The sequence below is a fragment of the Mesorhizobium sp. LNJC405B00 genome (assembly GCF_000502615.1).
Classification (GTDB): Bacteria; Pseudomonadota; Alphaproteobacteria; order Rhizobiales; family Rhizobiaceae; genus Mesorhizobium.
The window spans coordinates 204,582-217,440 of the sequence record NZ_AYWC01000013.1; the positions used below are offsets into that span (position 1 = coordinate 204,582).

A 12,859-nucleotide genomic window follows, 5' to 3' on the forward strand; every position below is an offset into this window, starting at 1 on the left:
GCCATAGTCCGGCCAATGACCGGGTCCGCCAAGTGGCTTGTACAGTCGCCGAAGCGGGCCTAAGTTTATCCGATGAGCAGGGCTTTCACCCGCGAGGAAGACAGCGAAAACGCCATTGCCGGCATCGGCGAGCGGCCGATCAGCCAACACCGCAATCTGGTGACGGAGCGCGGCCTGGCGATGATCGAGGACAATCTGGCCGATCTGCGCGACATCTTGGCGAAAGCCGAGCGAAAAGCCGATCGCGAGCGCATTGCCGTTGTCTCGCGCGACCTGCGCTACTGGACAGCGCGCCGCGAAAGCGCCGAGCTTTCCGTGCCGGAACCGGGCAGCGACCAGGTGCGCTTCGGCATGGGTGTCACGCTGGAAGGCGATGACGACAAGAAAGTGCACTGGAAGATAGTCGGCGAGGACGAGGCCGACCCCTCAAAGGGCAGCATCTCACATGTCTCGCCAATGGCCGTGGCGCTGTTCGGCAAGAAGGTCGGCGACGTCGCAAGCGTCAACGGCAAGGAATGGGAAATCGTCAAGCTGTCGGACGCCTGACGCCAGCTCACCCTATTTGCCAACGCGGGCTCATACTTGTCCATGACATCGCGAGCAGCACGCATTTGCCGTTCGACGTATAGGATGATGCCGTCGTCGGTTTCGATGATCTGGAGTTCATCGCCCACTTGCAGGCCCAAGCTGTCGAGCGTTTCCCGCGGCAGGATTACAACGCCCGATCCGTCCTCAAGTCCGTGAATGATGGTGTTCATAGCTATACCATAGGTTGCGCCCGATATTGTAACGCAACTTTGATAAGCAGTGCAACTGTTTCAATCAGCCCGCCAGCAGCCGGTCCAGCAACCGATCCGCAGCCTCTGGAATAACCGTGCCTGGCGGGAAGATCTCCGCGGCGCCAGCTTCCAGCACCGCGTCATAGTCCTGCGGCGGGATGACGCCGCCGGCGACGATCAGCATGTCGGCGTGTCCGAGTTTCTTCAGCGCATCACGCAATTCGGGGATCAGTGTCAGGTGCCCCGCCGCCAGCGACGAGGCGCCGATGATATGGACGTCCTGCGCCACCGCCAGCCTGGCGATCTCCTCGGGTGTCTGGAACATCGCGCCGACCGTCACGTCGAAGCCGAGATCGGCGAAGGCCGTGGCGATCACCTTCTGGCCACGGTCGTGGCCGTCCTGTCCCATCTTTGCGACCAGGATGCGCGGCTTGCCGCTGGACTTCTTCTCGAAAGCTTCGAGCTTCTCCAGCAATCGGTTGACCGTCAGATTGTCGCCAAGCGCATTGCGATAAACGCCGGAGATCGTTTGCACCGAGGCGACGTGACGGCCAAACACCTTTTCGAGCGCCAGCGAGATCTCGCCGACCGTGGCATTGGCGCGCGCGGCGCGGATGGCAAATTCCAGAAGGTTTTCGTTACCCTGCGCAGCGCGGGTCAGCGCATCGAGCGCGCTCTCGACCGCGCCGACATTGCGCGTGCCTTTCAGGTTCTGCAGCTTCGACAATTGCCGGGCCTTGACCTCGGCATTGTCGATCTTCAGCACGTCGACCTCGCTATCGTTCTCCGGGCGATGCGCATTGACGCCAATCAGCATCTGTTCGCCGGAATCGATGCGCGCCTGCGTGCGCGCCGCCGCTTCCTCGATGCGCAGTTTTGGAACGCCCTGTTCGGTTGCCGCCGCCATGCCGCCAAGCGCCTCGACCTCTTCGATGTGGGCGAGCGCACGCGCCGCCAGATCGTGCGTCAGCCGTTCGATATAGGCCGAGCCGCCCCACGGATCGATGATGCGGGTGGTGCCGGATTCCTTTTGCAGGATCAGCTGCGTGTTGCGGGCGATGCGGGCCGAGTGGTCGGTCGGCAGCGCCATCGCCTCGTCGAAGGAGTTGGTGTGCAGCGACTGGGTGTGTCCCTGCGTCGCCGCCATCGCCTCGATCATGGTGCGGGTGATGTTGTTGTAGGGGTCCTGCGCCGTCAGCGACCAGCCGGAGGTCTGGCAATGGGTGCGCAGCGACAGCGAGCGTTCGTCCTTCGGTGCAAAATTCTTCTGCATCAGGGTCGCCCACAACAGGCGCGCCGCCCGGAGCTTGGCGATCTCCATGAAGAAGTTCATGCCGATCGCCCAGAAGAAGGAAAGCCGCGGGGCGAAACGGTCGATATCGAGCCCGGCGGCGACGCCGGCGCGGGCATATTCGATGCCGTCGGCGATGGTGTAGGCGAGCTCCAGGTCCGCGGTCGCGCCGGCCTCCTGCATGTGATAGCCGGAGATCGAGATCGAATTGAACTTCGGCATGTGCTGGGAGGTATAGGAGAAGATGTCAGACACGATCCGCATCGAGGGCTTCGGCGGATAGATGTAGGTGTTGCGGACCATGAACTCTTTCAGAATGTCGTTCTGAATGGTGCCGGCGAGATCCTTCTGCGCAACTCCTTGTTCTTCGGCCGCAACGATATAGAGCGCCATGATCGGCAGCACCGCGCCGTTCATGGTCATCGACACCGTCATTTCGTCGAGCGGGATGCCGTCGAACAGCTGGCGCATGTCGAGGATGGAATCGATGGCCACGCCCGCCATGCCGACATCGCCGGCAACGCGCGGATGGTCGCTGTCATAGCCGCGATGGGTGGGCAGATCGAAAGCGACCGAAAGGCCCTTTTGGCCGGCGGCGAGATTGCGCCGGTAGAAGGCGTTGGATTCCTCGGCCGTCGAGAAGCCGGCATATTGCCGGATCGTCCACGGCTGCTGGACATACATAGTCGGATAGGGACCGCGTACGAAGGGCGGCATTCCCGGATAGGTGTCGAGATGCGGCAGCCCCTTGAGATCGCCCTGGCCGTAGAGATGCTTGACGGCAATACCTTCCGGCGTCAGCCGCTGGCCCTTGACCTCGACCGGCGCGCGCCGTGGCGCCGACCAGCCAATGTGGCTGAAATCCGGGATCACTGTGCGGCTCCGATTGCCTGGTCGATGCGGACGGGAAACAGCGCCTCGCACACCGCCACGCCCTCTGTGAAAGGCGGCCGCCGCTCAGCCGCCAGCGTCTCGACCGGGGCATCGTTTTTCAGCGGGTAAAGCGTGGTGCCGATGATTGCCCGTTCACCCGACCGGTAGGCCTCGGCGCGGCGCTCGGATGCTGCCTTCACGCGCTTCTGGATATGCCCTTGCTGCAGGCTTGCCAGAACGCCGCCTTCCGCTTCGATCCGCTGGAACTCTTCCCACGCCGCTTCGCACAGGCCCAGGGTCAGCGCCTCGACTGCGCCCGACCCAAATGCTGGGTCGGCGACATGGTCGATATGGCTTTCATTGGCCATGATCAACTGCGCATTGCGGGCGATGCGGCGGGCAAAGCCGGCCGGCAGCCCGAGGGCGATGGCGTGTGGCAGGATGGAGATCGAGTCCGCGCCGCCTGCTGCCGCTGCAAAGCTGGCGATGGTGGTGCGCAGGATGTTGGTTTCGGGATCCGCCGCCGTCATCATGCGGAACGACGTCTCGGCATGGATGTTGGCTGTCGATGCCGGGATGGAACAGGTTTCCTGGATGCGCGCCCACAGCCTGCGCAACGCCCGGACCTTGGCCATCGACAGGAACTGGTCCTGGTCGACGCTCAGCGCAAAGCCGATATGGGGGGCGGCATAGACAAGCGGCTGGCGCGCATCCTCGAACATCCTGAGGTAGGAGACGGCGGAAGCGAGCATGGTGCCGAGTTCCTGCGCCTCCGTGGCGCCGGCATTGTGGAACACCCGCCCGTCGGCCTCCAGCAGCACACCCGGCACGCCCAGCGAGAAGAAATGCGCCAGCGATTGCGGCATCGATGCCTGCAACGCCTCGATCGACATGCGAAGCCGGCCGGTTCCGGCAAAGATTGCCGCCGGGTCGATGCCGAATGAGAGGTTCAGTTTTGCCGGGTCGGAGCGGCGCTTGCTCAGAAACGCCACCAGCCAGTCGGCGACGGCACGGCTCCAGGGATGGGCGTCGATGCGGATCTGCGTGCGGTTGAGCGGTACGCCGTCCAGCACCGTCTCCAGCGCCTGCGCCGTCCTTGGCAGGCCATAGCCGAACGCATTCGGAGCACCTTCGAAGACAAGCGACAATCCCGTCGCGCCTTGTGCCACATCGTCCAAGGCCTGCGCCTTGGCGCGGCCGATATCGGGATCGTCAATGCGCTGGCTGACGATCCAGGGCAATTTGGGGTTGGCGCGCACAAGCGGCTCGGCGCCGCCGGCGCGATCGTAGAGCGGTTCGATGCGAATCTGATCGTCGGTATGCGAGACCAGTTTTTCCTCGAAGGAGGCGCCGGCGAGCGCCTTTTCGGCCAAGGCCAGCCAACGCTGGCGCTCGACGTCAGCGGGTTCGACACTCCTGGTCAAGGCTCCGGCGCCCATCCATGCTCCTCGTTTTTATGCGGCCGCACCAACCTCAGCGGTCCAGTCTACGGTTCCCTGCCCGATATCGCAATGCAATGCGCCTGCGACGGCTGGATTTGATGTCCTGGATATAGGGCAGCCTACGTGGACGAACCATGAACGATTGCCAAACAGCGGCAAAATCCGCAAGTTCCAAAAACCGATTTGGAGGATTGGTTCAATTTAGACGATTGGCCCAATCTGGATGAATAGCCAACTGGATGGATAGCCCAATTGGAGAATAGCATTGTCGCTGCGCAATGGCCTGACTATACCCTGCGGCAAGGCCACAGGCTTTTAACACATCAGTTGCGGAGACATGGCCATATGGCTGACGACACCAGCATTTTCCTCGGCGCCAGCCGCAAACCCGACGACAGCTATCAGCGCGCCGAACAGCTCTTGCTGCAATATGGGAACCGCCATGGCCTGATCACCGGCGCCACCGGCACCGGCAAGACGGTCAGCCTGCAGATCCTGGCCGAGGGGTTTTCCAATGCCGGCGTGCCTGTGTTCTGCGCCGATATCAAGGGCGACCTGTCCGGCATCGCCATGATGGGCAAGGCGCAGGATTTCCTGGTCAAGCGGGCCGAGCAGGTCAAGCTCGATCCCTATGACTTCCAGGAATTCCCGGTCATCTTCTGGGACCTGTTCGGCGAGCAGGGCCATCCGATCCGCGCCACCGTCTCGGAAATGGGGCCGCTGCTTCTGTCGCGGCTGATGAACCTCTCCGAAGCGCAGGAAGGCATCATGAACATCGCCTTCCGCATCGCCGATGAGGACGGCCTGCTGCTGCTCGACATGAAGGATCTGCAGGCGCTGCTGGCCAACATCGCCGAGCGCGCCGACGAGATCAGCTGGCGCTACGGCAATGTCACCAAGCCGTCGGTCGGCGCAATCCAGCGCACGCTTCTGGTGCTGGAACAGCAGGGCGCGGCGCATTTCTTCGGCGAACCGGCTTTGCGCATCGCCGACATCATGCGCACTACCCGCGACGGCCGCGGCGCCATCAGCGTGCTCGCTGCCGACAGGCTGATGATGAACCCCAGGCTCTACGCCACCTTCCTGCTCTGGCTGATGTCGGAGCTGTTCGAGGAATTGCCCGAGGTCGGCGATCCCGACAGGCCGAAGCTGGTGTTCTTCTTCGACGAGGCGCATCTGCTTTTCGACGAGGCGCCGAAGGTGCTGATCGACCGCGTTGAGCAGGTGGTTCGCTTGATCCGCTCCAAGGGCGTCGGCGTCTATTTCGTTACGCAGAACCCCTTGGATATCCCTGAAAAGGTTCTCGCCCAGCTCGGCAACCGTGTGCAGCACGCGCTGCGCGCCTATACGCCGCGTGAGCAGCAGGCGGTCAAGACCGCCGCCGACACCTTCCGGCCCAATCCCGATTTCGACTGCGCCACCGCCATCACCCAGCTCGGCACCGGCGAGGCGCTGGTCTCGACGCTGGAGGTCAAGGGCGTGCCGTCCATGGTGCAGCGGACATTGATCCGGCCGCCGTCGTCCAGGCTTGGCCCGATCACGGCGGACGAGCGCCGCAAGCTGATCGACCAGAGCCCGGTCGCCGGCCAGTACGACCAGACCATCGACCGCGAATCGGCCTTCGAGATGCTGCAGAAGAAAGCCAGGGATGCGCAGGACGAGCAGGCGCAGCAGGCCGACACTGGCCGCTCGCGCTGGACTATTCCGGGCTTCGGCAATGACGATCCGCCGCCGCCGCAATCAGGCGGTCGCCGCGCCCCGGCGCCGCGCCCGTCCAACCGCCAGACGGTGGCCGAAGCCGCGATCAAAGCGGTGGTGCGCTCGGTCGGCTCGTCGGTCGGCCGCGCGATCGTGCGCGGGATTCTGGGCAGCCTGTCCAGGGGGCGGTGAAAAGTGTCAGCCAGCCCGCCTCGGACATGATCAGCGGCCAGAACATCGCTATCGACGGCGGTTGGTGAGGGGTGGCCGGCCTCCTGGAACTGCGCGACGACCGCGCCCGTCTGGTCCTGGCGCCGCAAAAGGGCGCGGCGATCGCCCGCTTCGACGCACTGGTCTGCGGCGCAACGGTGCCGCTGCTTCGCTCTGACGATGGCACCGGCGCCTCCGGCTGCCAACTTCTGGTTCCTTGGTCGAACCGCATCTCAGGCGGCGGTTTCGCCTTCGACGGCCGCTTCCATGCGATCGAGCCGAACGTGCCGGGGGAGGCCTTTCCAATCCATGGCGACGGCTTCCAGAGGGAGTGGCGGATTGCCAGCCACAGCGCCACCGAGGCAGAACTGGTCCTCGAAGCCGGTGAAATCGGCCCCTACCGATATACGGCGCGGGTCGCCTATGCGCTGCATGACGGGGCCTTGGATGCCACGCTCACGGTGGAGAATCGCACCGGCATTCGCCTGCCTTACGGGCTCGGCTTTCATCCGTGGTTCCCGCGCAGCGCCGGAACGACGCTCGAGGCGAAGGCGGCGCGGGTCTGGCTGGAGGACAAGCATCATCTGCCGGTCGGCGTGGCGCCGGTGGCCGATTACCCCGCGTGGAATTTCTCGAACGCCTCCCTGTTGCCGCGAAGCTGGGTCAACAACGCCTTCGACGGCTGGGACCGCCGCGCCAGGATCACCCGGCCCGAGGACAGGATCGCCATCTCGCTCACCGCCTCGCCATTGCTCGACGTCTTCATCCTCTATTCGCCGTCGCAGGATGCCGATTTCTTCTGCTTCGAGCCGGTGTCGCATACCGTCGATGCGCATCACGGCAAAGGGCTGACCCCGCTTGAGCACGGCGCTACACTGAGCGCAAACATGCGCCTCGATTGGCGTTCCGCTGCTTCGCTCTGATGCGTCATGTGCACACCCACTCGCGGATCTTGCATTTTTGTCCGTTCCGCTCGCAAGCCTGCAGTGTCAGGTCTTCGGCATCCCGGCGTGTTTGCGCCGTCTCGGCGCCCCAACTGGTCAGCCGCCCTTCCGGCTTCTCGCCTACGGCGAGGGCGCCGCAATGCTTGTAGGGAAAGCCGGTATTGTCGTCGTCATCCCAATGGCGATGATTGCGGAATACGCTGACCACGGCGCAGCTGCCGCCGCCGGCGTTCTGGCAATGCTTCAGCGCGATGTCCATCGCCTCCTGCCGCTTGTCGGCGCCCCAAAAGAAGCCGTGCTTCTCGTCGGGGCTCGAATAGGCGATCGCAGCCCAGATGCCTCTCTCCTCCTGGGCCGGCGGCTCGGGCACGTCCGCCGCCGGGGCTAGGTCCGCCGCGCCCAGCCGCCCGGCGCAAAGCAACAGCATGCCGATCGCCGCAATGGCGGAATTCACCCTCATTGTACGCCTCCTTGTTTTCCTGCTGCCGAGGCCACGGAAATGACGACGCAGCTGTTGCCGGTCGGCAGCAGCATCGCGTTGCCCCCTCCATTGGCGAGTTCATAGACGCTGATTTGTCCAAGATTGTTGGCGAGCTTGCTGTCTTTCGGAAGCAGGGCCGGAACATCGGCGCAATTGGCCGCGAATGGCGCCACCCTGACCATCGTACCTTCGCAAACGGATGCGGTGGGTGCTGCGAACACCAAGCCTGCCGCCGGGCCGCTGTAGCCCTGCGTGGCGTAGTTCATGCCGACCAGGGCTTCCACGAGGTGTTTGTCGGGGGCCTCGTTGTTCCAGATCGACTGGACGCTGTACGTCGTGCCGGTCGTCAGCATCTGCCCAAGGGCCGGGAAAATGTTGGAACAAGACTGCAAGCCTGCCTCTTTGGCATGCTGCAGAAACGGCGTTTCGGCCAGAGCCGGATTGGGCTGGTTGGTCTCCGCGACCGCCGGCTGCGGCAATAGATTGTGGAGCAGGTCGTAGCGCATGGCCGCGAAGCCGGCCGTGGCGACGACGGCAATGGCGAGCAACGAGAAGACAGCGGTCTTCGCCCGGTTTCGTTGCGGTCTGCTCCGGTCTTCGATGCCGACCCGGACAGCACCCTTTCCCTGGTTGCGGGACATTATCCGGTCATGGATCGATTGCTGGTTCATCGCGATTGCCTCGTCAATTGATCGCCGCAACGGCCGCGGCCAAGCCCTTGAGGGTTGCGGTTACGTTGATCGTTCTGCCATCCGTGGTCGGAAAGGAGATGACGGATGCCGCGGCCTTCGAAATCTGTTCGCGCATGATCGGACCAACCGGCAGCATGCCGACGCAGACGGCCTGATTGCATCCGTCGAGTTGAATTTTTATCGGCTCCTTGCGCCCCTCGAACGTCAGCGAGACAGGAGCGTCGCTCTTGGCGATCGGCGGGGCGCGCAAGATCATGTAGGGGTTGCCTTCCTTGGTGGCGGCAAGCGACCAGCTGAACGCAACCTGTCCTGCCTGGTCCTCGATGATCTGGGTGACATTGCAGACCTTTTGGCGCGCCTTCAGGTTCTCGTCGCAGATCAGCGTCCAGTTCTCGAACGGACGGGTGGTCCGTTGATATTCGCCAAGCTTCGCATCCGCAGGGATCGCTACGTCGGAAGGTTTTACCCTGTAGCCGGAAGGGATCGCTTCCTGCCCGGCCGCTAACGGGCCGGACAGGAGCATTGACGTCATGGATATCGCGACAGCAAGGACTGCCTGCCTGATCATGGCCGGGCTCTAGTTCAGCGTAAGGCTGACGCCCGCGCCGACACCCCAGTGTCCGCCTGCCGTCGTACCGGACAGGTTCGCTCGAACACGTCCTTCCTCGCTGGTGTAGCCGGCGCCGAAGGCCAGGGCGCCTTCACCGCGCCAATAGCCTCCGCCGGCGGCCACGCTCAGCTTGCCGGGACGATCGTCGTAGCGCAGCGAGCCGGCCGCCAAGCCGATTGCCGCAGCCTGGCGCGCCTCGCCCCTGACCTCTCCCATGTCCATGTTGAGCTGGCTGAGTTTGGAGTCCGCATACGCATTGGCTTGCTGCAGCGTGGTGGCCGCCACCTGGTTGGTGTAGTTCTTCGAATTGTCCAGGTTGAGTGCTAACCCGCTGTTGAACTGCTGAACATTGACCGCATCGGTGTTGGCAACGCCCGGCCCGACATTGTGGATGACCACCGGCGTGTTCGGGTCGCCGCCGGCAAGGGTAATCGAGTTGGACTTGTTGCCGTTCCCGTCCTTGTCGTACTGGACGGCGAACTGGTTGAGGTCGCCGACGCTACCCTGCATGGCTTCGACCGCCTGGTTGGTGGCGAAGAGCTGGCTGCCGTTGATGGCGTCGGTGGAGGTGCCGCTGATCCGGCCCGCCGCGACATTGGTGACGGTGCGCTCGTTGCCGACGGTGCCGACGCTGACCGTGCTCGTCGGAGCTGTTCCGGCGAAGGTATAGGCAACGCCGTTGATCGTGGTGCCGGTGGTGGCGACCGCCGCCGCCGTCGTCGAGCCCGCGCCGAGCGCGACGCTGCCCGGCTCGTTGGCCTTTGCGCCGGCGCCGAGCGCCACCGCCTGCGCTCCGTTGGTGGTCGCGTTGGTGCCGAGGGCGATGCTGTCGGCCTGGTTGACCGTCGAATTCTGGCCGATCGCAATGCCTCCCGGCGCCGTCTGCTGCACGATGGCGCCATTGCCGATGCCGATNTGCCGTTGTCGCCATTGACGGTGGTGCGCGGACCGACCGCAACTGAATCGACGCCGACCGCAAGCGAATCCGCGGCCGTCGAATTGGCGTGGAAGTACAGGCTCCCCGTCACCGCGAACGAGCTCAGCGCGCCCTTCAACTGGCGAAGCGTGACCGCGTCCTGGTCCTGCGTGCCGTCGGCCACGTTGATGATCTGGCGATAGGAGGTGGAGGTGCCGACCGAGACGGCGCCGAGCAGGCTCATGTCCGCGGTGTTGTAGGGAATGAGGCCGGTGCCGGAGAGGATCGATCCCGAGACGGGCGCGACCGCCCGGTCCGAAACCGAGCCGGCGCCGAGCGCCACGCCGCCGATGACGCTGGCCTGGGTGTCGCGGCCGAGCGCCAGCGCATTGTCGGCGCTCGCGGTCGCCTGGTAGCCGAGGGCGGACGAGCCGATCCCTTGCGCGAAGGAGTCCGCGACGGCGAGCGTCCGGTCGTTGGTGCGCACATAGCGTATGCCGTCGCCATTGGCGTCGGTGTAGGCCAGCGAGGTGTCGCCGGTAATGTTGCTGATCGAATTGCCGAGATTGGTGATGTCAGCCGTGTTGGCGGCAATGTCGGTCGTGTTCTGCGTCACCTGCTGGTTGGTCGCAAACAGCTGCGAACCATTGACCGCGTCGGTCGAGGAGCCGCTCAACTGCCCGGCCGCGACATTCTGGATCTGGCGTTCCGCGCCCACCGAGCCGACCGAAAACGCTCCCGCCGGCGTGGTTCCGGCGAAGGTGTAGGCAACGCCGCCGATCGTGGTGCCGCCGACCGCCGTCGTCACGGTCGACACCGCATTCGCGCCGATCGCCACGTCGCCGGCATTGTTGGCCACGGCATTCGGGCCGATGGCAACGGAATCCGTCCCCAGCGCCTGCGAATCCGCCAGCGTCGAATTGGCGTGGAAATACTTGATGCCGCCGCCGGTGCTGATGCTGTTGATCGTGTTGCCGAGATTGGTGATGTCGGCGGTGTTGGCGGCGATCGCCGCCGTGTTCTGCGTCACCTGCTGGTTGGTCGCAAACAGCTGCGAGCCGTTGATCGCGTCGGTCGACGAGTTGCTGAGCCGGCCCGCCGCGACATTGGTGATGGTCCGCTCCGCGCCGAGCGCGCCGACGCTGACAGTGCTCGTCGGCGTCGTGCCGGCGAAGCTGTAGGCCGTGCCGCCGATCGTCGCGCCGCTGGTGCCGACCGCCGTCGCGGTCACCGAGCCCGAACCGAGCGCTACGTCGCCGGAGCTTGCCGTCGCCGTCGCGCCGTTGCCCAGCGCGACATTGCCGGCAAGGCCGGCTGCACCCGCCGTCGAGCCATTGCCCAGCGCCACGGAGCCTTGCCCGACGGCCTTGTTGTTGTTGCCGATGGCAACCGCGCCTGCGGCCTGGTTTGCGGCTGTGGCGGTTGCCGTGCCGTCGCTGTTGGCGATGTTGTTGGCGCCGCCGGTGAAGGCGCCGGTGCCGCTGGCATAGCTCGGATCGCCGATGGAGACCGCGCCGTTGCCGTAAGCCGTGTTGCCGGCGCCAATGGCGACAGCCTTGCCGCCCGTGGCCGTCGCGGCCGTGCCGATGGCAACCGCGTCGGCGGAATTGGCGACCGCAGCATTACCGATCGCCACGGCGTTGGTGGCACTGGCCTTGGAGCCGATGCCGAGCGCGGTGCTGGCAATCCCGCTAGCGGCGGCGCTGACACCGGCGGCAAGAGAATTGTCTCCCGTCGCATTCGCGCCGGACCCGAATGAGGAGGCGTTCGCGCCGCTGGCGACAGCCGTGTTGCCGATCGCTGTGCTGGCGGAGCCACTCGCAACCGAGGTAGCACCCATCGCCGTGGCGAAAGCGCCCGAAGAGAGCGAATTGGTACCGATCGCGATGCTGTTGGGCACAGCCGTGTTGGCCTGAACGCCCGCCTGCGCGCCCGTGCCGAATGCGATGGACTGGTTGCCCCATGCACTGGCTCCTCTACCCACCGCTGCGGCGTTCGTTCCCGTTGCTTTGGTCAGGACGCCAATGGCAAGGGCGTTTTGCTGATTTGCTGTGACATCCGTGCCAAGGGCGATGGCGCCTTGGGCCAAGGCCCCTGACCCCGCAACGGTGCGCGCGCCGATATTGATAGAGTTGATATCGGACGCGACCGACTGGAAGCCTATCGCGATGGCGTTTTGACTGCCTGCATTGGCGTTGGTACCTTGGGCAAGGGAATCGATTCCGCTCTGGGTTGCTTGATATCCAAGCGCCATACCGCGCAGGCCACTAGCACTGGACTGATAGCCCATGGCGTATGCGTATTGGGCGCTGGCTACCGACCCGTAGCCAGTGGCGAACGCATAATTGTTGCTGGCCGTGGCGCCGACACCGACCGCGGTGGAGTTCGATCCCGAAGCGTGGGAGTTTGTGCCCAGTGCGCTGGCCCCGGCCGCAGTGGCGTCGGACTGAACGCCAATGGCTACCGTATTGATGTTGTTTGAAATCGCGCCGCCGCCGATCGCCACCGCGCCGCCGGTGCCTGTGGCCTGCGCATCCTGGCCGATTGCCACTGCGTATTGCGTTGACCCGACAGACCGGGTCCCGATCGCAACAGCATTGAGCTGAGAGGCCGTCGCGGCCGGGCCGATAGCGACTGAGCCACTGGCCGTCGCGGTGCCGCCGCCGGCGGCATACTGCGCGGACGCCGGGGTGGCGATGCTCCCGAATGCGATTGCACCCAGCGCCGCTGCCGCAATTCTGCCGCTGCCCAGCGTGCCAAGCCCCAGACATTTGCGTCGCATGCCGAGCACGCGGCACGCGTTGCGCAGCACCGCCATCAGGCGGCGCCGCACCGAGCGGCTGTCGGCCGCGCCCGCGATCCAGTTTCCGACAAAGCTTGAAGAAAGTTCGATCCTTCTCCGCCCCTCGACGCGTTTGGTCAT

Annotated in this window: 8 protein-coding genes and 2 pseudogenes; 3 read left to right on the top strand and 7 right to left on the bottom strand. The window is 64.7% G+C overall.

All coding sequences use genetic code 11. From position 1 onward, the window contains the following. Nucleotides 1-72: 72 nt before the first annotated feature. Nucleotides 73-546, top strand: a complete 474-nt coding sequence (greA, locus tag X756_RS142840; RefSeq protein WP_023731010.1) for a transcription elongation factor GreA — start codon at nucleotides 73-75, stop codon at nucleotides 544-546. A gap of 74 nt (nucleotides 547-620) precedes the next feature. On the opposite strand, the pseudogene X756_RS1000000170440 reads toward greA, so the two are convergent. The 3 genes and pseudogenes from X756_RS1000000170440 to X756_RS142830 all read right to left on the bottom strand — a co-directional run. Further along, nucleotides 621-758, bottom strand: a pseudogene (locus tag X756_RS1000000170440) (AbrB/MazE/SpoVT family DNA-binding domain-containing protein); the annotation flags it as partial. A gap of 64 nt (nucleotides 759-822) precedes the next feature. Then, the gene (gene scpA, locus X756_RS142835) at nucleotides 823-2,943 is read right to left on the bottom strand and encodes a methylmalonyl-CoA mutase (protein WP_023731011.1); all 2,121 of its coding nucleotides are present in this window, start codon (nucleotides 2,941-2,943) and stop codon (nucleotides 823-825) included. Then, nucleotides 2,940-4,382, bottom strand: coding sequence for a methylmalonyl-CoA mutase subunit beta (locus X756_RS142830; protein WP_023731012.1), 1,443 nt, complete (start codon nucleotides 4,380-4,382; stop codon nucleotides 2,940-2,942). Before X756_RS142830 ends, scpA begins: the two co-directional genes overlap by 4 nt. A 348-nt stretch (nucleotides 4,383-4,730) precedes the next feature. On the opposite strand from X756_RS142830, the gene X756_RS142825 reads away from it, so the two are divergent. Together X756_RS142825 and X756_RS142820 are read left to right on the top strand one after the other, a co-directional pair. Next, nucleotides 4,731-6,275, top strand: a complete 1,545-nt coding sequence (locus tag X756_RS142825; protein WP_023731013.1) for a helicase HerA-like C-terminal domain-containing protein — start codon at nucleotides 4,731-4,733, stop codon at nucleotides 6,273-6,275. A gap of 71 nt (nucleotides 6,276-6,346) precedes the next feature. Beyond that, nucleotides 6,347-7,216: an aldose 1-epimerase gene (locus X756_RS142820; RefSeq protein WP_023731014.1), complete on the top strand. Its 870-nt coding sequence runs from the start codon at nucleotides 6,347-6,349 to the stop codon at nucleotides 7,214-7,216. A 4-nt stretch (nucleotides 7,217-7,220) separates the two neighbouring features. Here the strand turns inward: X756_RS142820 and X756_RS142815 are convergent, their stop codons facing one another. From X756_RS142815 to X756_RS01000000165885, 4 genes and pseudogenes are all read right to left on the bottom strand, one after another. After that, the gene (locus X756_RS142815) at nucleotides 7,221-7,697 is read right to left on the bottom strand and encodes a DUF4189 domain-containing protein (RefSeq protein ID WP_023687219.1); all 477 of its coding nucleotides are present in this window, start codon (nucleotides 7,695-7,697) and stop codon (nucleotides 7,221-7,223) included. Then, nucleotides 7,694-8,389: a hypothetical protein gene (locus tag X756_RS142810; RefSeq protein WP_023687220.1), complete on the bottom strand. Its 696-nt coding sequence runs from the start codon at nucleotides 8,387-8,389 to the stop codon at nucleotides 7,694-7,696. Before X756_RS142810 ends, X756_RS142815 begins: the two co-directional genes overlap by 4 nt. 13 nt (nucleotides 8,390-8,402) lie before the next feature. Then, a complete protein-coding gene (locus X756_RS142805; RefSeq protein ID WP_023670757.1) occupies nucleotides 8,403-8,978 on the bottom strand; it encodes an invasion associated locus B family protein in 576 nt (191 codons plus the stop codon). A gap of 9 nt (nucleotides 8,979-8,987) precedes the next feature. Beyond that, nucleotides 8,988-12,859, bottom strand: a pseudogene (locus tag X756_RS01000000165885) (YadA-like family protein).